Genomic DNA, 22440 nt, shown 5'->3' with positions numbered 1-22440 from the left:
CTCCAGATGAATGAACCGCAACACCCTGATTCTAATCCGGAATGACGTGCTCCGACGCACGTCATTCCCGCGCAGGCGGGAACGACGTCAGCCGGCCTTGAAGGCGGCGGACACCTGACGCTGGCGCAGGCGCTCGGCGCGCGCCAGGTACAGGCTCGATGCGATCACGCCGATCGACACCACCAGGATGGTCAGCGCCGCCACCGCGTTCACGCGCGGATCCAAGCCCAGGCGCGCGCGCGAGAAGATCACGATAGGCATCGTCGACGAACCGGGGCCGGACAGGAAGGCCGACAGCACCACGTCGTCCAGCGACAGCGTGAACGTCAGCAGCCAGGCCGAGGCCAGCGCCTGCGTGATGTTGGGCAGCGTCACCAGGAAGAACACCTGGTGCGGCCTGCATCCGAGGTCCATCGCCGCCTCTTCCAGCGACTTGCTCATCTCCTGCAGACGCGATTGCACCACCACCGCGGCGTAGGCCATCCCCAGCAGGGTATGGCCCAGCCAGATGGTGCCCATGCCGCGCTCGGGGAAGCCGAACATCTTCTGCACCGACACCATCATCAGCAGCAGCGACAGGCCGATGATCACCTCCGGCATCACCAGCGGCGCGCTGGCCATGCCGGCGAACAGCGTGCGGCCGGCGAAGCGGCGGTAGCGGTTCAGCACAAAGGCCGTGAAGGTGCCCAGTATCACCGACGAGCAGGCCGTCAGCACGGCGATCTTCAGCGACAGCCCGAAGCCGGAAATGATCTCGCCGTCGTTCATCAACTCGCTGTACCAGCGCGTCGAGAAGCCGCTCCACACCATGTCCTGGCGCGAGCTGTTAAACGAGAACACCACCAGCACCACGATGGGCAGGTAGAGGAACAGATAACCGAGCGACAGCCAGCCGCGCCCGAACCAGCGTTGTACGAAAGACGTCATGCCCGCCCTCCTTCGCGTTGCTCCGCCTGGTATTTGTTCAGGATCGCCATCGGCACCAGGATCAGCAGGATCACCACCACGGTGACGGACGACGCCATCGGCCAGTCGTTATTGGTGAAGAACTCGTCCCACAACACGTGGCCGATCATCAGCGTTTCCGGGCCGCCCAGCAGTTCCGGAATCACGTATTCGCCGACGGCGGGAATGAACACCAGCATGGTCCCGGCGATGATGCCGGACTTCGACAGCGGCACGGTGATGCGCCAGAACGCCTGCAGCGGCGTCGCGCCCAGGTCGGACGCCGCCTCCAGGAAGCGCATGTCCATCTTCACCAGGTTGGCGTACAGCGGCAATATCATGAACGGCAGATAGGCGTAGACCATGCCGATCACCAGCGAGAACGGCGTGTTCATCATGTGCAGCGGCTCGCTGATCCAGCCCAGCGACAGCAGCAGGTGGTTGACGATGCCCTGGTTGGCCAGGATGCCCTTCCACGCGTAGATGCGCAGCAGGAAGGAGGTCCAGAACGGCAGCATCACCATCATCAGCAGCACCGGCCGCACCGTGGCCCTGGCGCGCGCCATGAAGTAGGCGAACGGGTAGCCGATCAGCAGGCAAAGCACGGCCGTGATGGCCGCATACTTCAGCGAGCTGAGATAGGTCAGCGCATACAGGTCGTCGGTGACGATGAACAGGTAGTTGGCGACCTTGGCCTGCAGGTTGATGGTGCCGTTGGTGTAGCTGAGCAGCGTGCCGAGCGGATGGTCGGCGTCGATGTCGCTCAGGCTGATGCGCGCCACCAGCAGGAACGGCAGCAGGAAGGTGACCACCAGCCAGACAAACGGCACGCCGATCACGAAGCGGCGGCCGGAGTTTTTAAAGAACTTGCCCATGGCCGCCTCAGTTGGTCAGCACGACGACGTCGGCGCCGTCCCACCAGACGTAGACCTGCTGCTCGCGGCTCAGGCCCGCGTCGTGGCGGGCGGCGTTGGTGCGCGAGACTTTCAGCTCCATGCCGCTGGCCAGGCGCACCACATAGTGCGTCTCGTTGCCGAAGTAGGCGACGGAGGAGATCTTGCCCTGCACGCAGTTGTGGCCATGCTCGGCGGCGCTGGCGCGCTGTTCGACGGTCGGCGCCTCGACCTGCAGCACCATCTTCTCCGGCCGGATCGCCACCTGCACTTCCATGCCCTCGACGCCGGTGATGCCGTGCGGGACATAGCATTTGCCCTCGGCGCCCTCGACCACCACGTGGTCCGGCTCGTCGATGGTGACGCGGCCCGGGAACAGGTTGACGCTGCCGATAAAGTCGGCGACGAAGCGGCAGTTCGGCGTTTCGTAGATTTCGCCGGGCGCGCCCACCTGCAGGATGCGGCCCTGGCTCATGACGGCGATACGGGTCGCCATGCTCATCGCCTCGTCCTGGTCGTGCGTCACCATCACGCAGGTCACGCCAACCTGCTCGATGATGTTCACCAGTTCGATCTGCGTCTGTTCGCGCAGCTTCTTGTCCAGCGCGCCCAGCGGCTCGTCCAGCAGCAGCAATTGCGGACGCTTGGCCAGGCTGCGCGCCAGCGCCACGCGCTGCTGCTGGCCGCCGGACAGCTGGTGCGGCTTGCGCTTGCCGTAGGCGGTCAGCTGCACCAGCGCCAGCATCTGCTCGACGCGGCTGGCGATTTCGTCTTTCGGCAAGCCGTCGCGGCGCAGGCCGAAGGCGATGTTGTCCCACACCGTCAGGTGCGGGAACAGCGCGTACGACTGGAACATCATGTTGATCGGCCGCTCATACGGCGGCACCGCGATGATGTCCTTGCCGTCCAATTCGATATGGCCCGAGGTCGGCGTCTCGAAGCCGGCCAGCATGCGCAACAGCGTCGACTTGCCGCAGCCGGAGCTGCCCAGCAGCGCGAAGATTTCGCCTTTCTCGATCGCGACCGACACATCGTTTACGGCGCGCAGGCCGTCAAACTCCTTGACCAGATTACGTATCGACAGGAAGGGCTGGCCGGGGGCCGATGCGGCGGGTATCGTCATGGTGGCGAAAATATCAAGCTTAATAAAAATGTACAGCGAAAAAATAAAGCGGGCTGCACCCGCTTTTTCAAAACCGTGATTATAAATGCAGCGCTTTTCGGCTGACTACTAAATCCAGCCTCTTTGCTGCAAATCGGCCAAGGTTTTGTCCAGGCAGGAGCGGATCAGCGCCACCATCTCGTCGATTTGCGCCTCGGTCATGATCAGCGGCGGCGCGATGATCATGCGGTCGCCGACGGCGCGCATGATCATGCCGTTGTCGAACATGTGGGCGCGGCAGACCATGCCGACCGCCAGGTTCTCGTCGAAGCGCTCGCTGTCGTGGATGGTCACGCCCTTGCGCCTGACCAGATTGAGGCCGGCGACGAAGCCGCAGCTTTCTGCCACACCGACCAGCGGGTGGTCGCCCAAGGTCGCGAACCGGCGCTTCAGGTAGGGGCCGGTCTGCTCGGCCACGCGCCGCACCAGCCCTTCCTCTTCGATGATGCGGATATTCTCCAGCGCCGCCGCGCAGGCGACCGGATGGCCGGAGTAGGTGAAGCCGTGATTGAACTCGCCGCCCTCGCCGATCAAGACATCGGCCACGCGGTCGCCCACCAGCACGCCGCCCAGCGGCACGTAGCCGGAGGTGACGCCCTTGGCGAAGGTGATCAGGTCCGGCTTCATGCCGAACAGCTCGGAGGCGAACCAGCGGCCCAGCCGCCCGAAGCCGCAGATCACTTCATCGGCGATCAGCAGCACGCCGTACTTGTCGCAGATGCGCTGGATCTCCGGCCAGTAGCTGGCCGGCGGTATCACCACGCCGCCGGCGCCCTGTATCGGTTCGCCGATGAAGGCGGCGACCTTGTCGGCGCCTACTTCATGGATTTGCTCCTCCAGCCAGGACGCCGCCTTCAGGCCGAAGTCATGCTCGCTCATGCCGGCGCCGTCGTCCAGATAGTTGGGCTGGCCGATATGGACAATGCCCGGTATCGGCAGGCCGCCCTGCTCGTGCATGCCGCTCATGCCGCCCAGCGAAGCGCCGGCCATGGTGCTGCCATGGTAGGCGTTGTGGCGGCTGATGATGACGTGGCGCTGCGGCTGCCCCTTCAGATCCCAATAACGGCGCACCATGCGCACGTTGGTGTCGTTGGCTTCCGAACCGGAGTTGGTATAGAACACGTGGTTGAAGCCTGCCGGCGCGATCTCCACCAGCTTGGCGGCCAGTTGCACCGCCGGCACGTTGGTGGTGTTGAAGAAGCTGTTATAGAACGGCAGCGTCGTCATCTGCTTGTGCACCGCGTCCGCGATGCTGCTGCGGCCATAGCCGACGTTGACGCACCACAGGCCGGACATGCCGTCCAGGATCTTGTTGCCCTCCGAATCCCACAGGTAGATGCCTTCGCCGCGCACCATCACGCGCGCGCCCTTCTCGCCCAGCGCCTTGGTGTCGGTGAAGGGGTGCATGTAGTGCGCCGCATCGAGTTCGCGTACTTTGGCGGTGTCCATGGCGGCCTCCTTAAACGTGCAGCAGCAGGTGCTCGCGCTCCCACGGGCTGATGACGGTCATGAACTCCTGGTGCTCCAGGTCCTTGATCGCGGCGTAGACGTCGATGAAACGTTCACCCAGCACGGTGCGCAGCTTGTCCTCGGCGCGCAGCAGGGCCAGCGACTCCGGCAAGCCTTGCGGCAGCTGCACCGGCAGGTCGTAGGCGCTGCCGACGGTCATCGGCGTCGGTTCCAGCGCTTCCGTCATGCCCAGGTAGCCGCAGGCCAGCGTGACCGCCAGCGCCAGGTAGGGATTGGCGTCCGCGCCGATGATGCGGTTCTCGACCCGGCGGTCCTGCACGCCCGATTCGGGGATGCGGAAGCCCACGGTGCGGTTGTCCACGCCCCACTGGATGTTGATCGGCGCGGCCGTGTGGCGCACCAGCCGGCGGTAGGAATTGACGTACGGCGCGACGATCGCCATCGCCGACGGCATGTAGCGCTGCAGGCCGCCGATGTAGTGCTTGAAGATCGGCGCCGGCGAACCGTCGGCGTTGCTGAAGATATTCAGGCCGGTCTTGGCGTCCACCACGCTCTGGTGCACATGCATCGCCGATCCCGGCTCGCCCGCCATCGGCTTGGCCATGAAGGTGGCGTACATCGAATGCTTGAGCGCCGCCTCGCGCAAGGTGCGCTTGAAGAAGAACACCTTGTCGGCCAGGCCGAGCGGATCGCCGTGCAGGAAGTTGATCTCCATCTGGCCGGCGCCGATCTCGTGGATCAGCGTGTCGACGTCGAGGTTCATCAACTCGCAGTAGTCGTAGATGTCCTCGAACAGCGGATCGAACTCGTTGACCGCGTCGATGCTGTAGACCTGGCGGCTGGTCTCGGCGCGGCCGCTGCGGCCGATCGGCGCCTTCAGCGGCAGGTCGGGGTCGATGTTCTTGTCGGTCAGGTAGAACTCCAGCTCCGGCGCCACCACCGGGCTCCAGCCCTTGTCCGCATACAGCTTGAGCACGCGCCGCAGCACGGTGCGCGGCGCGAAGTCGACCATCGCGCCATCGGAGAAATAGCAATCGTGGATCACCTGCGCGGTCGGGTCGGTGGCCCACGGCACCATGGTGATGGTGGTCGGATCAGCCTTCAGGATCATGTCGCGGTCGATCGAGGAAATGGCGCGGTAGTAGGCCGCGTCGTCGGTCGGGTAGTTGCCGGTCACGGTCATGCCCAGCACCGCCTCGGGGATGCGCATGCCGCGCTCCTGTGTGAATTTTGTCCGGGGGAGAATTTTCCCGCGGGCGACGCCGGTCAGGTCGGGCACCAGGCATTCGATTTCGGTGACTCGTTTGTCGTTGAGCCACAAGTCCATATCGGTGTAAGTGAAGTTTTCGCGGATAGCCATGAATTACTCTCAAAAGTCTTGATCAAGCGCGGCCGACTGCGGGCCGCGCGCGTGGGGACGGGTTTTCGGAGAGCCCAGCTAAGGAACGCGGCGCGCCCAGCGCTCGTAGGTACGGGTGAATTTCATGCCGGCTCCCTGTGTTGTGGATGCTGGCTGGCCTGATAGGCACGACATGCGTCGCCGAACGCGCGGAACAGCTTCATGGCATCCGGATTGGCGGCGACATTCCATTCCGGATGCCACTGCACCCCCAGCGCGAATGCGCGCGCGGCGGTCACGGAAACGGCTTCGATCAAGCCGTCGTCGGCGACGGCTTCCACCGCCAGGCCATCGGCCAGCTTGTGGATGCCCTGGCCGTGCAGCGAATTGACCATGATGTGGGTGGGGCCTGGCCCCAGGCCCTGGCCTGGGTCCAGCAGATGCGCCAGCTTGCCGCCCGGCGTGACGGCCACGCGGTGCGCGGGACCGTACTGTTTTTCCAGCGGATCGCCCTTGTTCTCGCGGTGGTCCATCATGCCCGGCAGGTTCTGCACCGCCTGATGCAGCGTGCCGCCCAGCGCCACGTTCAGTTCCTGGAATCCCCGGCAGATGGCCAGCAGCGGTATGCCGCGCTTGAGCACCGCGCGTATCAGCGGCAAGGTGGTGGCGTCGCGCGCGTCATCCAGCGGCAGCGAGGGATCGAGCTGCGCCTGGCCGTAGTGCGCGGAATGAATGTTGGATGCGGAGCCGGTCAGCATGACGCCGTCGGCCACGGCCAGCAGCGCCTCGAGGTCGGCCTGCCCGGCCAGCGCGGGCAATACCAGAGGCATGCAACGCGCGCCGGCGACGACGGCGTTGAGGTACTTGTCCTGGACTGCGTGATTAGCGTGGTCGCCTATCTGCCTGGTACAAGCTGGGACTATGACGATTGGGCGGCGCATGTGGGTCTCTATCTCAGTGAAAGCAATTCCTGCGATCGATGTGATCAATTTATCACATTTTGCATTTACCATCACCGCGCACAGCGCTGTTTCGTACTTTTAGTAGCGTTTTGCCCGCTTTTAAGGCTATGCCACCTCTTCCGCGCGGGTTTCGGCCAGCAGTTTCTTCAGCTCGGGAACGCAGGACCCGCAATTGCCGCCCGCTTTCAGGCAGCTGGTGATCTGCGGCACCGTCTCCAGCTTCTGGATGCGGATCGTGTCGCAAATGGTGTTGCGGCCCACGCCGAAGCACGAGCACACGGTGGGACCGGCGTCGGCGCCCTTCTCCACCGGCATGCCCACCAGCAGGCCGACCCGGTCGATCTCGCTCAGCTCATCCTTGACGAACAGGCTCGCCAGCCATGCGCGCGACGGCATGTCCTGGCGCGGCGACAGGAAGATGCACTGGTCGATGCGGTCGTTCACCACGTGCACGGCGCGGTACACGCCGGCGGTGCGGTCTTCGTATTCGAGCCAGTCGGCGTCCAGATCCTGTACGCCCAGCAGTTCGCGCGCCCAGCCGCTGAAATCCTTGATGGTATTGCGGCCGGCCAGCTCATACCGCGCAAATTCGCGGCCCTGGATGCGGGTCCAGTGGGCCACGCTGTCGAGGTTCAATTCCGTGCGGCTCAGGATGAAGCCATTCCAGTTCACGCGGAACTGCTCGATACGCACCGGCGTATGCTTGAACTCAGGCTCGCCGGAAACCGGATCGACCACCGGGTTGACCAGCGCGCCGACGCGCGCGTCGGACGAGGTCTGGCCGGACCAGTGGATCGGAATGAACACGCTGCCGCGCGCGATGCCGCCGCCGTGCTGCACCCGCGCCACCATCGCGCCCCACTGCGAGGTCACGCGCGCCAGTTCGCCCTCGCGCACGCCATGCAACAGCGCATCCTGGGGATGGATGTCGACAAAGGATTCGGCGATGTGGTCGGCCAGCGTGGCGGACTTGCCGGTGCGCGTCATCGTGTGCCACTGGTCGCGCACGCGGCCGGTGTTGAGGGACAGCGGAAAATCTTCGCAGACGGCGTTGGCCGGCGCGCGCGTGGCGGTGGCGATGAAACGCGCCTTGCCGTCCGCATGGGCGTAGACGTTGTCCTTGAACAGGCGCGCCTCGATCTGCAGCTCCCCGGATGCGGCGCGGCGCACCGGCCACTGGGTCGGTTCCAGATCGTCGTATTCGCGCTGCTTGAGTCCTCCCAGGCCGGACATGTCGAACGCGCGCGGCACGTCGCCGACGGCGTTGCGGAAGCCGCTCAGGCGCGCATGCTCGTCGAAGACGTCCTGCGCACCGCCGAAATCGAAGCCGCCGAAGCCCATGCGCTGCGCGAACAGCGACAGGATTTTCCAGTCCGCCAGCGCCTCGCCCGGCGCCGGCAGGAAGGCGCGCTGGCGCGAGATGCGGCGCTCGGAGTTGGTGACGGTGCCGTCCTTCTCGCCCCAGCCCAGCGCCGGCAGCAGCACGTCGGCGTAGGCGTTGGTGTCGGTGTTCTGGATGATATCGGTGGCGACCACCAGTTCGCACTTCTCCAGCGCGCGCCGCACCTGGTCGGCGTCCGGCAGGCTGACGATGGGATTGGTGGCGATCACCCACACCGCCTTGACCTTGCCCGCCTCGATCGCCTGGAACAGGTCGACCGCCTTCAAGCCCGGCTTGTCGGCCATGGCGGGCGATTCCCAGAAGGTCTGCACCACGTCGCGATGGTCGGCGCGGTCCAGGTCCATGTGCGCGGCCAGCATGTTGGCCAGGCCGCCGACTTCGCGCCCGCCCATCGCGTTCGGCTGTCCGGTGATCGAGAACGGTCCCATGCCGGGCTTGCCGATGCGGCCGCCGATCAGGTGGCAATTGATGATGGCGTTGACCTTGTCGGTACCGGCCGAGGACTGGTTCACGCCCATCGAGAAAGCGGTGATGGTCTTGCGCGTGGAGGCGAACGATTCGTAGAACTCCATCAGCACCGGCAACTCGATGCGGCAGATCCTGGCGACGGCGGCGGGATCGCTGCAATCGACGTTGGCGGTTTCCAGCGCCGCCTCGAAGCCGTTGGTGTTGTTGCGGATGAACGCCGGATCGACCGCGCCGATGCGTTCCAGGTAGCTGAGCAAGCCGTTGAACAGCCACACGTCGGTGCCGGCCTTCACCGGCAGGTGCAGGTCGGCCAGCTCGCAGGTGGCGGTGCGGCGCGGATCGATCACCACCAGCTTCATCCCGGGGCGCGCCTCCTTGGCCTTCAGGATGCGCTGGAACAGGATCGGATGGCACCACGCCGTGTTGGAGCCGACCAGCACCACCATGTCGGCCAGTTCCAGGTCGTCGTAGCACAGCGGCACCAGGTCTTCGCCGAAGGCGCGCTTGTAGCCGGCCACCGCCGACGACATGCACAGCCGCGAATTGGTGTCGATGTTGGCGCTGCCGATGTAACCCTTCATCAGCTTGTTGGCGACGTAGTAGTCCTCGGTCAGCAGCTGGCCGGAGACGTACAGCGCCACGGCGTCCGGGCCGTGTTCGTCGATGATGGCGCGCCAGCCTGCTGCCACCTTGTCCAGCGCCTCGTCCCACGATACGCGGCGCAGGCCGTCCGCCTCGCGCACCTGCGGATACAGCAGGCGGCCGTCCAGGCCCAGGGTCTCGCCCAGCGCCGAACCCTTGACGCACAGGCGTCCCTTGTTTGCCGGATGAAGCTTGTCGCCGGCGATGGCGATCGTGCCATCGGCCTTGGAAGTGGCCTGCACGCCGCAACCCACGCCGCAATATGCGCAGGTGGTGCGTACAGCCAGATGGTCGGTGGACAGGTTCACGATATGCTCTCTAAATCAGGCGGCGCGCGCGCTGAGCGCCTCGCCGAACAAAAGGTTTTGCCGGATCGGCGTGATGTCGGTGCGGTTCTGGATCAGGTTGAAATACCACGGCCCGTCCTTGACGTCGCCGTACAGCACGGCGCCGGTGACGCGGCCGTCCTTCAATACCAGGCGCTTGTAGACGCCGCGGCGCGCATCGCGCAACACCAGGTCCTCGCTGCCTTCGCCGCCGATGAAATCGCCGACCGAATACAAATCCACGCCGGTGACCTTGAGCCGCGTCGGCGAGGTCGACTGCACGTAGCGGCGCACGCCGGCGCCGGCCAGGTGGGCGCCGCATACGCGCGCCTGGTCCCAGATCGGCGCGACCAGGCCGAAAGTTGCGCTGCGGTGCTGCACGCACTCGCCAACCGCATACACGCGCGGATCGTAGGTTTGCAGCGTATCGTCGACGACGATGGCGCGTTCGCAATGCAGGCCGGCCGACTTGGCCAGGTCGATGTTGGGGCGCACGCCCGCGGTCATCACGACCAGGTCAGCAGGGATCACGGTGCCGTCCTTGAAGCGCACGGCGGTCACGCGGTCCGGTCCGACGATTTCCTCGGTCTGCGCGCTCATCATGAACGTCAGGCCCTTGGCTTCCAGCGCCTTCTGCAGCAGCAGCGCCGCCGGCTTGTCGAGCTGCTGGTTCATCAGCGCGTCGGTCACATGGACGACGGTGACGGACATGCCCTGGCGCTGCAGGCCGTTGGCGGCCTCCAGACCCAGCAGGCCGCCGCCGATGACCACCGCGTGACGGTGGTTGCGCGCCATCGCCAGCATGGTCTCGACATCCTGGATGTCGCGGAAGGCCAGCACGCCGCGCAGCTGATGGCCCGGCACCGGAATGATGAAAGGCTTGGAGCCGGTGGCGATCAGCAAACGGTCGTAGCGCACTTCCAGGCCGGAGCGCGCGCGCACGATGCGCTTGCGGCGGTCGATGTGCTCGACCGGGTCGCCGGCGTGCAGCGTGATGCCATGCTGGACGTACCACTCGCGCGTGTTGAGCATGATGTCTTCCATGCTCTTCTCGCCCGCCAGCACCGGCGACAGCAGGATGCGGTTGTAGTTACCGTGCGGCTCGGCGCCGAACACGGTGATGTCGTACATATCCGGCGCCAGCTTGTACAGTTCTTCAACCGTACGCATGCCGGCCATGCCGTTGCCAATGACGACCAGCGACGGTTTCATAGACCTACCCAGACCTTGCCGTCCGCGATGCGGGCGGGATAGGTGCCCACCGAGTGCTCCGGCGCTTCCAGGCACTCGCCGGTCTGCAGGTCGAAGTGCTGCTTGTAGATCGGCGAGGCGACCACGATGCGTTCGCCCAGGCTGCCCACCAGGCCGCGCGACAGCACGGCCGCTTCCGAATTCGCATCGTAGTTATCGATGGCGAACACGCGCGCGCTGCCGTCGTCCACATGGAACACGGCGACCTGCGCGTCGTTCAGCAAGGCGCATACGCCGGTGTTAGGAACGATGTCGTCCAGGTTGCAGACGGCGATCCAGTTATCGGTTTGAATATCACGATGCATAATCTTCTCCTCAAGCTGCCTTGACTGCGATAGGAATCACGCGCTTGCGCTCTTCCACGGTGGCCGGACGAATCTGGCCGCGCTCTTCCATGAACAATACGTTTTCGTCGGCCTTGTCACTGTTGACGAAGGTGCGGAAGCGCTTGCGGGTTTCCGGATTCTCGACCGCTTCCTTCCACTCGCAGGCATAGGTGTTCACCACGTGCTGCATGTCCGCTTCCAGCTCGGCGGCGATGCCCAGCTTGTCGCCGACGACGACCTGCTTCAGGTAATCGAGGCCGCCTTCCAGGTTCTCGCGCCAGGTGCTGGTGCGCTGCAGGCGGTCGCCGGTGCGGGTGTAGAACATCAGGAAGCGGTCGATGTACTTGACCAGCGTGGCCTTGTCCAGGTCCGTCGCCAGCAGTTCCGCGTGGCGCGGCTTCATGCCGCCGTTGCCGCACACGTAGAGGTTCCAGCCCTTCTCGGTGGCGATGACGCCGACGTCCTTGCCCTGCGCTTCCGCGCACTCGCGGGTGCAGCCGGAGACGCCGAACTTGATCTTGTGCGGTGTGCGCAGGCCCTTGTAGCGGTTTTCCAGCTCGATGGCCAGGCCGATGGAATCGTCGACGCCGTAGCGGCACCAGGTCGAGCCGACGCAGGACTTCACCGTGCGCAGCGACTTGCCGTAGGCGTGGCCGGATTCGAAGCCGGCCGCGATCAGCTCTTCCCAGATCAGCGGCAGCTGCTCGACGCGGGCGCCGAACATGTCGACGCGGGCGCCGCCGGTGATCTTGGTGTACAGGCCGTACTTCTTGGCCACCGTGCCGACCGCGATCAGGCCATCGGCCGTCACCTCGCCGCCCGGCATGCGCGGCACCACCGAGTAGGTGCCGTCCTTCTGGATATTGCCGAGGAAGTAGTCGTTGGTGTCCTGCAGGCTGGCGTGTTCCTTCTTCAGCACGAAGTCGTTCCATACCGACGCCAGGATGCTGGCCGAGAGAGGCTTGCAGATGTCGCAACCGAGACCCTTGCCGTGCTTGTGCAGCAGGTCGCCGAAGGTCTTGATCTTGCCGACTTTGACGAGATGGAAAATCTCCTGGCGCGAGTAGGCGAAGTGTTCGCAGACATGGTTGTTGACCTCCATGCCCTGCTTCTTCATCTCGGCCTTCATCACCTGCGTCACCAGCGGCACGCAGCCGCCGCAGGAAGTGCCGGCGCCGGTACAGCTTTTCAGTTCGCCGATGGTGGTCACGCCGCCGGCTACCGCCGCGCACAGCGCGCCTTTGGAGACGTCGTTGCAGGAGCAGATCTGCGCCGAATCCGGCAGCGCGTCCACGCCCAGCGCCGGCTTCGCGGCGCCGTCGGACTGCGGCAGGATCAGGAATTCAGGCGATTCCGGCAACTCGATCTTGTTCAGCATCATTTGCAGCAGCGTGCCGTACTCGCTGGCGTCGCCGACCATCACGCCGCCCAGCAGGTATTTGCCGCAATCGGACACCACGATCTTCTTGTAGATCTGCTTGCGCTCGTCGGTGAACTGGTAGGAGCGGCTGCCTTCGACCTTGCCGTGCGGGTCGCCGATGCTGGCCACGTCCACGCCCATCAGTTTCAGCTTGGTGCTCATGTCGGCGCCGGCGAATTCCGCCGCCTCGCCCAGTATGTGCTTGGCCGCGACGCGCGCCATTTCATAGCCGGGCGCCACCAGGCCGAAGATCAGGCCGCCCCACAGCGCGCATTCGCCGATGGCGTAGACGTCCGGGTCCGAGGTGACGCAGTTGTTGTTGATCTCGATGCCGCCGCGCGGGCCGATCGCCAGGCCGCTCTCGCGCGCCAGCATGTCGCGCGGGCGGATGCCGGCCGAGAACACGATCATGTCCGCATCCAGGTGGCCGCCGTCGGCGAACTCCATGCGGTGCGTGCCGTCGACACCGTCGACGATGGCGGTGGTGTTCTTGCCCGTGTGGACGGTCACGCCCAGGTCTTCGATCTTCCGGCGCAGCACGCGCGCGCCGCCGTCGTCGACCTGCACCGCCATCAGGCGCGGCGAGAACTCGACCACGTGGGTTTCCAGGTTCATGTCGCGCAGTGCCTTGGCGCATTCGAGGCCCAGCAGGCCGCCGCCGATGACGACGCCGGTCTTGGAGCGCTTGCCGCATTCGAGCATCGCTTCCAGGTCCTCGATGGTGCGGTAGACGAAGCAGTCCTTGCGCTCCTTGCCCGGCAGCGGCGGCACGAACGGGAACGAACCGGTGGCGATCACCAGCTTGTCGTAGTCCAGCACATTGCCGTCGGCGGTGGTGACCGTCTTGCCGGCGGTGTCGATCTGCGTGGCGCGCGTGTTCAGGCGCAGCACCATGTCGTCGCGGTCGAAGAAGCCCGGTTTGACCAGCGTCAGGTCTTCTGCCGCTTTGCCGGAGAAGAATTCGGACAGGTGCACGCGGTCGTAGGCGGGGCGCGGCTCTTCGCACAGCACCGTCACCTGCAGATGGGAAGCGCCGCTGTTGGCCAGGCTTTCCAGGAATTTGTGGCCCACCATGCCGTGGCCGATAACGATAATTTTCATAGTCCTAGTTCCTTCAGGCTGCCAGCTTGCTGGCGATTTCGGTTTCTTCGACGGCGCTGTTGCTGAACCGTGCGGCCAGTGCGCACAGCGCCGATGCCGCGACGACCACGCCAAGGATGCTCAGCGTCCGCTGGGTGTCGCCCAGGCCCTTCATCAGGAAGCCCGCGGCGACCGCGCCGACGTTGCCACCCGCGCCGATGATGCCGGCCACGCCGCCCAGGGCGCGCTTGTCGACGAAAGGCACCACGGCGTAGGTCGCTCCGCAAGCCATGTGGGTGAACAGGCCGAAGACCAGCATGGCGCCGATCGCCAGCGCGGCGCTGCCGGCGTTGGCGAACATCAGCAGGCCGGCGCCTTCGCCCAGCATCAGCACGAACAGCAGCGTGACGCGGTTATTCAGGTTGCCGGCCGCGGCGAACTTGTCCGACACCCAGCCGCCCAGGGCGCGGGCAAACAGCGCCAGCAAGCCGAAGCTGCCCGCCGCCATGCCGGCCTGCGCCAGCGTCAACTTGAAGTGGTCGACATAATAGACAGCGGCGATGTTGTGGATGAAGATCTCGATGCCGAAGCAGGCGCCGTAGGTGATGAACAGTAGCCATACGCGGTAGTTGGCGGCGGCCAGCTTGAACGAGTCCCAACCGCCTTTTTTTCCGCCTTCGATGGCGATGCCGGCGGCGCGCAGTTCGCTGAAGTTCCCTTGCGGGCAATCCTGGGTAAAGCGGTAGTAGACGCCGGCCATGACGATCATCAGCACGCCCGGCACGATCAGCGCGGCGCGCCAGCCGAAGCCCTCGCTCACGCCCAGCATGATCATGGCGGTCATCAGCAGCGGCATCACCGCTTGCGCCACGCCGCCGCCGGCGTTGCCCCAGCCCGCGGCGGCCGCGTTGGCGGTGCCGACCACTTTAGGCGCGAACATCACCGAGGTGTGGTACTGCGTGATGACGAAGCTGGCGCCGGCCGCGCCGATACCGAGGCGGAAGAACAGGAAGCTCTCGTAGCTCTGCGCGAAGGCGACGCCGATCACCGGGATGGAACCCAGCAGCAGCAAGGCGCTATAGGTCTTGCGCGGGCCGAAGTGGTCGCACAGCGGGCCGACCACCAGCCGCACGAGGATGGTGATGGCCACGGCGGCGATGTTGATGTTGGCGATCTGTGCGACGCTCAAGCCGAATTCGCCTTTGATCACCGGCATCAGCGGTGCGCAGGCGAACCATGCGAAGAAGCAGACGAAGAACGCCATCCAGGTCAAGTGGAACGCCCGCATCTGAGGCGTTGAAATTGAGAAGAGCTTGATGCTGGTAGCTTTGCTGGCCATTTTTTTATCCCGTTCAGAAAACAAAAAGGCGCCCGCGCAACCAAGGTCACCTAAGACCGGGTTGGGCGGACGCCGTTGTCCTGCCAACCCGTCTTTGGGTCAGCGTGTGTATTCGGGGGGATCGCCGTTGATCCCTTATCCTCTGTATTGCAAGAGGCGTGCCAGATGGTTTACAACGGGTCTACAGAGGGAAAAGCGGGAAATGCGGTTCGGCCGGCGCGGTGCGCTGCCATGTTGCGGTGCACGATTGCACGCTATCGGTGCGCATTCGCGGTGCGCGGCGCCTGATCCGCCTGATCCGCCAGCTCCTGCCAGTCGTCGGCGCAGCGCACCACGTCGCCCACCACAATGATGCTCGGGCTGCCCAAGCCGCTGTCACGCAGCGCCTGCGGCAGCTGGCCCAGGGTCGTCAGCAATTGCCGCTGGTTGTCGCGTGTTGCCGATTGCACCACGGCGACCGGCGTCGATGCCGCCGCGCCGCCCGCCATCAGGCCGGCCTGGATCGCGTCGACACGGGCCACGCCCATGTAGATCACCAGCGTCAGGCCGCTTTGCGCCAATGCCGGCCAATTCGGCTCGGATGCCGCATCCTTGCCGTGGCCGGTGACGAAGGTCGCGCCCTGGCTCCAGGCGCGGTGGGTCAGCGGCACGCCGATGCTGGTGGGAGCGGCCAGGCCGCTGCTGATGCCGGGGATGACGTCTACCTCGATGCCGTGGGCGCGCAGCGAGGCGCGTTCCTCGCCGCCGCGGCCGAACAGATAGGGGTCGCCGCCCTTGAGCCGCACCACGCGGTGGCCGGCGCGGGCTTCGGCGATCATCAGCCGCTCGATGAATTCCTGTGGCGTCGAAGCGCAGCCGCCACGCTTGCCGACCTGGATCACGCGCGCGCCCGACGGTGCGAAGCCCAGGATTTCCGGGTTGACCAGGTCGTCGATCAGTATCACGTCGGCGCGCTCGATGGCGCGCACGGCCTTCAACGTCAACAGTTCAGGGTCGCCGGGACCGGCGCCTACCAGGGTTACGCTGCTCATGATGTTTTCCTTATCCGGCCGCAGCCAGTGCGGTGTTGACCATCTCGTCGATTTCGCCGGTGATGTTGGACAGCACGCCCGCCACCACCGCGAACTCCTTGCCGGCCTGCCCGGCGCGCGCCGCGACGATGCGCGCGTTAAACGCCACCATGCGCGCCTGGCGGTTGATGGTTTCAATATCGGTGATGATGCCGCGCAGCTGCTTGCGCACCGTGCGGGCGTTCTGCTTGGCCTGTTCCTCGTAGATGCTGGTGATCGTGTTCAGGATCGCCAGCGTCGGCGTGGTGATGTGCACCAGCTCCGCCAGCAGCTCGGCGCTTTGCGCCGAACCTTGGGCGATGGCCTTCAGCGTGCGTTCGCCCAGGTCGGCAAAGGCGGCGATCTGCCGGTCGCCATCGAGCTTGCCGAAGTAAGCCTCGTGCAACTCCGGACAGAACACGCCCGGCAAGCCATCCTTCTCCGCCAGCAGCGCCTTGTGGGCGTTACGGAACAGCGCCAGCGCTTCCTGTGCGATGGCGGCTCCGCTTTCCTGCCCCTGCGACGCCAGCAGCGCGTACAACACGATGCGCTGCGACGTGAAACGGCGACGGCCGGAAAGATTAATCAAGGCGCCGAACACTTCGCCGGTCAGCCCCTTCCCGGCGGCGCCCTCCTTCGCCAGTGGCGGCATGGTCATATCCATCAAGCCGCCTCCTTGGCCGGGTGCGCCTGTTTGCGGTACAGGAACTCCAGCACCGCCGTGCGGTACTCGGTGTAGCGCGCGTCCTGCGCCAGCGCCACGCGGTCGCGAGGGCGATCCAGCCGCACGTCGACGATCTCGCCGATGGTGGCGGCCGGGCCGTTGGTCATCATGACGATGCGGTCCGACAGCAGCACCGCCTCGTCAACGTCGTGCGTGACCATCACCACGGTGGACTTGGTGGCGGCGACGATCTTCAGCAGCTCATCCTGCAGGTGGGCGCGGGTCAGCGCGTCGAGCGCGCCGAACGGTTCGTCCATCAGCAGCACTTTCGGCTCCATCGCCAGCGCGCGGGCGATGCCGACGCGCTGCTTCATGCCGCCCGAGATTTCATGCGGACGCTTGGCCTCGGCCGCCGTCAGGCCGACCAGCGCCAGCGCCTGCATGGTGCGCTCGCGCAGCTGCTGGCGGGTTTCGGTCTTGCCGAACACGCGCTCCACGCCGAGGTAGATGTTTTCGTAGCAGGTCAGCCACGGCAGCAGCGAATGGTTCTGGAACACCACCGAGCGCTCCGGCGACGGTCCGGCGATTTCCCGGTTGGCGCACAACAGCACGCCGTCGGTCGGTTTCAGCAGGCCGGCGATCAGGTTGAGCAGCGTCGACTTGCCGCAGCCCGAATGGCCGATCAGCGTGATGAATTCGCCCTTGCGCACCGCCAGGTCGATTTCACGCAGCGCGTGGAACACGCCTTTTTTGGTATGGAAGACCATTTCCACGCCTTCGATATCGATGAATTTTGGCTCGTCCATGATGGTGCTCCTTAGTTCGATACTTGTTCGTAGGTGAAGGCACGGGCCAAGGCCATCAGCGCCTGTTCCAGCATCAGCCCGACCACGCCGATGGCGACGATGGCGATGATGATGTGCGGGACATTCAGGTTGTTCCACTCGTCCCACACCCAGAAGCCGATACCCACGCCGCCGGTCAGCATTTCCGCCGCGACGATCACCAGCCATGCGGTGCCGATCGACAGCCGCACGCCGGTCAGGATGTAGGGCAGCGCGGACGGCAGCAGGATCTTGGTCAGCACCTTCCACTCCGACAGGTTCAGCACACGCGCCACGTTCATGTAGTCCTGCGGCACGCGCTGCACGCCGACGGCGGTGTTGATGATCATTGGCCAGATCGAGCAGATGAAGATCGACCATATGGCCGCCGGGTTGGCGGACTTGAACACCAGCAGCCCGATAGGCAGCCAGGCCAGCGGCGACACCGGCTTGAGCAAGCTGATGATCGGGCCGAACATGTTGCCGACGAACTGCACGCGACCGATCAAAAAGCCCAGCGGAATGCCGACCATGGCGGCCAGTCCGAAGCCCACCGCCACGCGCTGCAGCGACGCCAGCACGTTCCAGCCTATGCCCTGGTCGTTCGGGCTGGTGCGGTAGAACGGATCGGAGAACAACTTGACCGCTTCCTGCAGCGTGGCCAGCGGCGTCGGGAAGGCGGAGTTGTTGGTGGTGATGATCTGCCAGACCAGCACCAGCAAGGCCGCGCCCAGCAGCGGCGCGACGATCTTCATCGCCGTGGCGGACACCTGCTGCCGCACGCGGGTCGCGGAATTGGCCGCCAGCGGACGGCGCGGGCGGCGCGCCGGTGCGGCCGCGGTAGGAGCTTCGATGACCGCCGCGACGGGCGCGGCGCTTTCCGGCTGGAGCATGGCGTTCATGGCATTCTCCTATCAGGCTTTGATCTTGAACGAGGCGGCGAACGCTTTCGGGTTCTTGCCGTCCCAAACGGAACCGTCCATCAACTTCGAGCTGCGCAGAGGACTCTTGGGCACCGGCGTCTTGGTCATCGCCGCGGCATCCTTGTACAGGTCGATCTGGTTGACCGCCGTGGCGACGGCCAGGTAGTCCGGATCCTCCTTCATCAGCCCCCAGCGGCGATGCTGCGTCATGAACCACATGCCGTCCGACAGGTAAGGGAAGTTGACCGCGCCGTCGTTGTAGAACTTCATGTGGTTCGGGTCGTCCCAGGTCTTGCCCAGGCCATTCTGGTAGCGGCCCATGATGCGCTGGTCGATCGCGTCCTTGCTGGTGTTGACGTAGGACTTGTCGGCAATGACCTCGGCCATCTTGTTCTTGTTGGCCAGCGACGAATCGATCCACTTGCCCGCTTCGAGGATGGCGGCCATCATCGCGCGGCAGGTGTTGGGATACTTCTTGGCGAATTCCAGCGTCGAGCCCAGCACCTTCTCCGGGTGATCCTTCCAGATGTCCTGGGTGGTGGTGGCGGTGATGCCGATGCCGTCCATGATGGCCCGGTGGCCCCATGGTTCGCCCACGCAGAAGCCGTCCATGTTCCCGACGCGCATATTGGCCACCATCTGCGGCGGCGGCACGGTGATGACCTTGGCGTCCTTCATCGGATTGATGCCGTTGGCGGCCAGCCAGTAGTACAGCCACATCGCGTGGGTGCCGGTCGGGAAGGTCTGGGCGAAGGTGTATTCGCGCTTGTCGGTCTGCATCAGCTTGGCCAGCGATGCGCCATCGACCGCGCCCTTGTCCGACAGTTTTTTGGACAGCGTGATGGCCTGGCCGTTGTTGTTCAGGCTCATGAGCACCGCCATGTCCTTCTTCTGGCCGCCGATGCCCATCTGTACGCCGTAAAGCAGGCCATACAGCACATGGGCCGCGTCGAGATCGCCGTTGGCCAGCTTGTCGCGCACGCCGGCCCATGAGGCCTCCTTGCTGAGCACGAACTTGACGCCGTATTTTTTATCCAGCCCCAGCACCGACGCCATCACCACGGAGGCGCAGTCGGTCAGCGGAATGAAGCCGATCTTGATTTCTTCCTTTTCCGGCTTGTCCGAACCAGCCGCCCATACCCCACCCGTTGACAATCCCAACATGCTCCCCCCAGCTACTAGACTTGCGCCTTGGATGATTTGCCGGCGTTTGATATTGACGCCAGTGTCGGCGTTGCCGCCGGATGGCAGGTCGCTGCCCGCTTGTAGCTTTTTATATTCCATCGCAAATCCCCAAAAAAAAAGTCTACCCACATGAACGAATTCATGAGTGTAGACATCGTTGTCTGGTGGTCCCCGCCGCCGTTGGCGGGAATCATCGTGCGCGACATTGCGCATACTTGAGCTACTGCAAGGTCCGTGCCAGCAGGGTTTACAGAGGGGAATGGGCAAAAAACGGGGAGAGGCGCGCCGCGCCGTGGCGCAAAAAAATGCACCGCTATTGCGCAGTGCATCATTTTGGACGGGGGATTTAGCCGAGCAAGTCTTCGACGTCGATGATGCGCTGGGCCACTTCGGACAGCTTGAGGTTCTTGCTCATCGCCATGCTGCGCAGCTTTTGAAAGGCCTGCTCTTCGGTGAAACGTTGGCGTTCCATTAACAGGCCCTTGGCGCGTTCGATGATCTTGCGCTCGGCCAGCTTGCTCTTGGTGTCGGACAGCTCGTCCAGCAGCTTCTGCTCGCGCTTGAAGCGGGCCAGCGCCACCTGCAGCACCGGCTTGATGCGCTCGCTCTGCAGGCCGGCCACGATGTAGGCCGACACGCCGGCCGCCATGGCCGCCTCCATGCTCTCGGTATCCTCGCTCTCGGTGAACATGACGATGGGCCGGCGCTCGTCGCGCGTGGCGATGACGATGTGCTCCAGCACGTCGCGCGCGTCGGACTCGGCATCGACGATGATCATGTCCGGCTGCAGCTGGGCGATGCGCTCGGGCAGGTACATGTCCGGCGGCAGCGAGGCGACGATGTCGTAGCCCGCCTCCAGCAGGCCGATACGCAGCGCGCGGGCCCGCTCGGCCTGGGCGCGCAGCGACTCGTCATCCTCGTCGCCGGCGTGGATGATGGTGTTGACGACCACGATACGTAAATGTTTCATGGTCATACTAGGGACGGAGTGTGGTTCATGACTCTTAAGCAAGCAAGAATCAAACCAGTAATTTTGATGTGCATTTGCAGATTCTACGGCACAAAGCCGAAATCCTGCCAGCCCATCCTTCAGCGCTGCATGCCCCAGCGGCGGATGGTGAACGTTTCCAGTGGACGGAATACGACGTTCTCCACCAGCAACCCGATCAGGATGACGGCGGCCAGGCCAGCGAAAACCTTGTCGGTGTAGAGCTCGTTGCGGTTCTGGAAAATGTACCAGCCGAGGCCGCCCTGGCCGCCGGTGGTGCCGAACACCAGCTCGGCCGCGATCAGCGTGCGCCAGGCGAAGGCCCAGCCGATTTTCAGGCCGGACAATATCGACGGCAGCGCGGCCGGCACCAGGATCTGCAGCACGAAGCGCAGCCCGCGCAGGCCGTAATTGCGGCCGGCCATGCGCAGCGTTTCGGGCACGCCCTGGAATCCGGCGTAGGCGCCCAGCGCCAGCGGCCACAGCACCGCATGCACGATGACGAAGATCAGGCTGGCGCGGCCGAGGCCGAACCACAGCAGGGCCAGGGGCAGCAGCGCGATGGCCGGCAGCGGGTTGAACATCGAGGTCAGCGTCTCCAGCAGGTCGCGGCCGATCCTGGTCGACGCGGCCAGTGCGGTCAGCGCGAAGGCGGCCAGCACGCCGACGACATAGCCCTGCAACAGCACGGACAGCGAGGCGCCGATGCGGCCCGTCAGCTCGCCGCTGGCGATGCCGCCGATGAAGGCTTGCGCGGTTTGCAGGAAGCCGGGCAGCAGCAGGTCGTTGTCGGTCCAGCGGGCGGCCGCCTGCCACAGGCCGGCCAGCAGCATGAGGATGAACGTCTTGCGCAGCCAGGCCTGGCGCCATGCGCGCTGCAGCGGCGGCGTGGTGTCGGCTTCGCGCCGCGGCGGAGCGGCGGTGATGTATTCGCATTCCTGGCGGATCGGCGGATCGAGAAGCAGGCTCATAGCGCGACACTCCGCTCGGCCGGCGCGGCGGCTGGCGCATCGAACAGCAGGCTGTGGATACGCCGCGTGGCGGCCTGGAACTCGGCGCTGCCGGCGCTGTCGAGGCTAAACTGGTGGCTGTTCAACTCCGCCCTCACCTGCCCCGGATGCGGCGACAGCAGCAGGATGCGGTTGCCCACCACCAGCGCCTCCTCGATCGAGTGGGTGACGAACAGCAGCGTGAAGCGCAGCTCTTCCCACAAGCGCCCCAGCTCCTCCTGCATATTGCGCCGCGTGAGCGCGTCGAGCGCGGCGAAGGGTTCGTCCATCAGCAGCATTTCCGGCTGCATCGCCAGCGCGCGCGCAATCGCCACGCGCTGCTTCATCCCGCCGGACAAGGTGTGCGGATGCGCGTTCTCGAAGCCGGCCAGGCCCACCTTGGCGATCCAGTGCAGCGCCCGCTCCTCCGCCTCGCGGCGGCGCAGGCGCTTCGTCGCCAGCAAGGGGAACATGACGTTCTCCTTCACCGTCTTCCACGGCGGCAGCTGGTCGAACTCCTGGAACACGACGATGCGGTCCGGTCCTGGCCCGGTGACGATGGCACCGTCGATGCTGATGCCGCCGCCGCTTGGCTTGATGAAGCCCGCTGCGGCCTTCAGCAGCGATGACTTGCCGCAGCCGGAAGGCCCCAGCAGCACAAAGCGGTCGCCGCGATACACATCGAAGCTGACGTCGTGCGTGGCCCGCACGGCGCCGTACTCCAGGCTCACCCTCTCCGCTTTCAGCAAAGGCGCGATGCCGCTGGTTGGACGTACCACCTGGAAGCTCATGA

Annotated in this window: 19 protein-coding genes; all 19 read right to left on the bottom strand. The window is 65.0% G+C overall.

Annotation, left to right across the window (positions count from 1 at the left end; all coding sequences use genetic code 11):
- Window positions 1-87: 87 nt before the first annotated feature.
- Window positions 88-927, bottom strand: coding sequence for an ABC transporter permease subunit (locus tag ACCD07_RS18620; RefSeq protein ID WP_176652256.1), 840 nt, complete (start codon window positions 925-927; stop codon window positions 88-90).
- Complete coding sequence (locus tag ACCD07_RS18615) at window positions 924-1820, bottom strand: ABC transporter permease (protein WP_176652255.1); 897 nt, start codon at window positions 1818-1820, stop codon at window positions 924-926. Before ACCD07_RS18615 ends, ACCD07_RS18620 begins: the two co-directional genes overlap by 4 nt.
- 7 nt (window positions 1821-1827) lie before the next feature.
- Window positions 1828-2961 (bottom strand): ABC transporter ATP-binding protein, encoded by a 1134-nt coding sequence (locus ACCD07_RS18610; RefSeq protein WP_353401249.1) that lies wholly within the window; start codon window positions 2959-2961, stop codon window positions 1828-1830.
- A 108-nt stretch (window positions 2962-3069) separates the two neighbouring features.
- Window positions 3070-4449 carry an aspartate aminotransferase family protein gene (locus ACCD07_RS18605; RefSeq protein WP_353401251.1) on the bottom strand — a complete coding sequence of 460 codons (1380 nt, stop codon included), beginning with the start codon at window positions 4447-4449 and terminating at the stop codon, window positions 3070-3072.
- A gap of 10 nt (window positions 4450-4459) precedes the next feature.
- Window positions 4460-5830 (bottom strand): glutamine synthetase family protein, encoded by a 1371-nt coding sequence (locus tag ACCD07_RS18600; RefSeq protein WP_176652252.1) that lies wholly within the window; start codon window positions 5828-5830, stop codon window positions 4460-4462.
- Window positions 5831-5952: 122 nt separating this feature from the next.
- Window positions 5953-6750 carry a gamma-glutamyl-gamma-aminobutyrate hydrolase family protein gene (locus ACCD07_RS18595; protein ID WP_413448208.1) on the bottom strand — a complete coding sequence of 266 codons (798 nt, stop codon included), beginning with the start codon at window positions 6748-6750 and terminating at the stop codon, window positions 5953-5955.
- Window positions 6751-6876: 126 nt separating this feature from the next.
- Window positions 6877-9591: a nitrate reductase gene (locus ACCD07_RS18590; protein WP_176652250.1), complete on the bottom strand. Its 2715-nt coding sequence runs from the start codon at window positions 9589-9591 to the stop codon at window positions 6877-6879.
- 15 nt (window positions 9592-9606) lie between these two features.
- Window positions 9607-10821, bottom strand: a complete 1215-nt coding sequence (locus ACCD07_RS18585; protein WP_176652249.1) for an NAD(P)/FAD-dependent oxidoreductase — start codon at window positions 10819-10821, stop codon at window positions 9607-9609.
- Window positions 10818-11165, bottom strand: coding sequence for a nitrite reductase small subunit NirD (gene nirD, locus ACCD07_RS18580; RefSeq protein ID WP_176652248.1), 348 nt, complete (start codon window positions 11163-11165; stop codon window positions 10818-10820). The genes ACCD07_RS18585 and nirD overlap by 4 nt, the downstream gene beginning before the upstream one ends.
- Before the next feature lie 10 nt (window positions 11166-11175).
- Window positions 11176-13707, bottom strand: coding sequence for a nitrite reductase large subunit NirB (gene nirB / locus ACCD07_RS18575; protein WP_176652247.1), 2532 nt, complete (start codon window positions 13705-13707; stop codon window positions 11176-11178).
- 13 nt (window positions 13708-13720) lie between these two features.
- Complete coding sequence (locus tag ACCD07_RS18570; RefSeq protein ID WP_176652246.1) at window positions 13721-15025, bottom strand: MFS transporter; 1305 nt, start codon at window positions 15023-15025, stop codon at window positions 13721-13723.
- Between the two features lie 254 nt (window positions 15026-15279).
- Complete coding sequence (gene cobA / locus ACCD07_RS18565) at window positions 15280-16056, bottom strand: uroporphyrinogen-III C-methyltransferase (protein ID WP_176652245.1); 777 nt, start codon at window positions 16054-16056, stop codon at window positions 15280-15282.
- A 10-nt stretch (window positions 16057-16066) separates the two neighbouring features.
- The gene (locus tag ACCD07_RS18560) at window positions 16067-16738 is read right to left on the bottom strand and encodes a type IV pili methyl-accepting chemotaxis transducer N-terminal domain-containing protein (protein ID WP_176652244.1); all 672 of its coding nucleotides are present in this window, start codon (window positions 16736-16738) and stop codon (window positions 16067-16069) included.
- Window positions 16738-17544, bottom strand: a complete 807-nt coding sequence (locus ACCD07_RS18555) for an ABC transporter ATP-binding protein (RefSeq protein WP_413448207.1) — start codon at window positions 17542-17544, stop codon at window positions 16738-16740. Before ACCD07_RS18555 ends, ACCD07_RS18560 begins: the two co-directional genes overlap by 1 nt.
- Window positions 17545-17555: 11 nt before the next feature.
- The gene (gene ntrB / locus ACCD07_RS18550; protein WP_413448206.1) at window positions 17556-18464 is read right to left on the bottom strand and encodes a nitrate ABC transporter permease; all 909 of its coding nucleotides are present in this window, start codon (window positions 18462-18464) and stop codon (window positions 17556-17558) included.
- A 12-nt stretch (window positions 18465-18476) separates the two neighbouring features.
- Window positions 18477-19649 (bottom strand): CmpA/NrtA family ABC transporter substrate-binding protein, encoded by a 1173-nt coding sequence (locus ACCD07_RS18545; protein ID WP_176652241.1) that lies wholly within the window; start codon window positions 19647-19649, stop codon window positions 18477-18479.
- 367 nt (window positions 19650-20016) lie between these two features.
- Entirely contained in the window at window positions 20017-20640 is a 624-nt protein-coding gene (locus ACCD07_RS18540) for an ANTAR domain-containing response regulator (protein WP_176652240.1), read from the bottom strand.
- A 119-nt stretch (window positions 20641-20759) separates the two neighbouring features.
- The gene (locus ACCD07_RS18535) at window positions 20760-21629 is read right to left on the bottom strand and encodes an ABC transporter permease (protein WP_413448205.1); all 870 of its coding nucleotides are present in this window, start codon (window positions 21627-21629) and stop codon (window positions 20760-20762) included.
- Window positions 21626-22438 (bottom strand): ABC transporter ATP-binding protein, encoded by an 813-nt coding sequence (locus ACCD07_RS18530; protein ID WP_413448204.1) that lies wholly within the window; start codon window positions 22436-22438, stop codon window positions 21626-21628. The genes ACCD07_RS18535 and ACCD07_RS18530 overlap by 4 nt, the downstream gene beginning before the upstream one ends.
- Between the last annotated feature and the right edge of the window lie 2 nt (window positions 22439-22440).

Origin of the sequence: Duganella sp. Dugasp56, assembly GCF_047304105.1 — a bacterium.
GTDB lineage: Bacteria > Pseudomonadota > Gammaproteobacteria > Burkholderiales > Burkholderiaceae_D > Rugamonas > Rugamonas hordei.
Note: the sequence above shows the minus strand (reverse complement) of the source record. Positions and strands in the feature narration are given on the sequence as shown.

What these genes read in the sequence shown, in the direction of transcription:
- ACCD07_RS18615 (WP_176652255.1), bottom strand. Translation starts at nt 1,820, where the DNA reads ATGGGCAAGTTCTTTAAAAACTCCGGCCGCCGCTTCGTGATCGGCGTG.
- ACCD07_RS18600 (WP_176652252.1), bottom strand. Translation starts at nt 5,830, where the DNA reads ATGGCTATCCGCGAAAACTTCACTTACACCGATATGGACTTGTGGCTC.
- ACCD07_RS18610 (WP_353401249.1), bottom strand. Translation starts at nt 2,961, where the DNA reads ATGACGATACCCGCCGCATCGGCCCCCGGCCAGCCCTTCCTGTCGATA.
- ACCD07_RS18585 (WP_176652249.1), bottom strand. Translation starts at nt 10,821, where the DNA reads ATGAAACCGTCGCTGGTCGTCATTGGCAACGGCATGGCCGGCATGCGT.
- nirD (WP_176652248.1), bottom strand. Translation starts at nt 11,165, where the DNA reads ATGCATCGTGATATTCAAACCGATAACTGGATCGCCGTCTGCAACCTG.
- ACCD07_RS18530 (WP_413448204.1), bottom strand. Translation starts at nt 22,438, where the DNA reads ATGAGCTTCCAGGTGGTACGTCCAACCAGCGGCATCGCGCCTTTGCTG.
- nirB (WP_176652247.1), bottom strand. Translation starts at nt 13,707, where the DNA reads ATGAAAATTATCGTTATCGGCCACGGCATGGTGGGCCACAAATTCCTG.
- cobA (WP_176652245.1), bottom strand. Translation starts at nt 16,056, where the DNA reads ATGAGCAGCGTAACCCTGGTAGGCGCCGGTCCCGGCGACCCTGAACTG.
- ACCD07_RS18545 (WP_176652241.1), bottom strand. Translation starts at nt 19,649, where the DNA reads ATGTTGGGATTGTCAACGGGTGGGGTATGGGCGGCTGGTTCGGACAAG.
- ACCD07_RS18535 (WP_413448205.1), bottom strand. Translation starts at nt 21,629, where the DNA reads ATGAGCCTGCTTCTCGATCCGCCGATCCGCCAGGAATGCGAATACATC.
- ACCD07_RS18560 (WP_176652244.1), bottom strand. Translation starts at nt 16,738, where the DNA reads ATGGATATGACCATGCCGCCACTGGCGAAGGAGGGCGCCGCCGGGAAG.
- ACCD07_RS18555 (WP_413448207.1), bottom strand. Translation starts at nt 17,544, where the DNA reads ATGGACGAGCCAAAATTCATCGATATCGAAGGCGTGGAAATGGTCTTC.
- ACCD07_RS18595 (WP_413448208.1), bottom strand. Translation starts at nt 6,750, where the DNA reads ATGCGCCGCCCAATCGTCATAGTCCCAGCTTGTACCAGGCAGATAGGC.
- ntrB (WP_413448206.1), bottom strand. Translation starts at nt 18,464, where the DNA reads ATGAACGCCATGCTCCAGCCGGAAAGCGCCGCGCCCGTCGCGGCGGTC.
- ACCD07_RS18570 (WP_176652246.1), bottom strand. Translation starts at nt 15,025, where the DNA reads ATGGCCAGCAAAGCTACCAGCATCAAGCTCTTCTCAATTTCAACGCCT.
- ACCD07_RS18540 (WP_176652240.1), bottom strand. Translation starts at nt 20,640, where the DNA reads ATGAAACATTTACGTATCGTGGTCGTCAACACCATCATCCACGCCGGC.
- ACCD07_RS18620 (WP_176652256.1), bottom strand. Translation starts at nt 927, where the DNA reads ATGACGTCTTTCGTACAACGCTGGTTCGGGCGCGGCTGGCTGTCGCTC.
- ACCD07_RS18605 (WP_353401251.1), bottom strand. Translation starts at nt 4,449, where the DNA reads ATGGACACCGCCAAAGTACGCGAACTCGATGCGGCGCACTACATGCAC.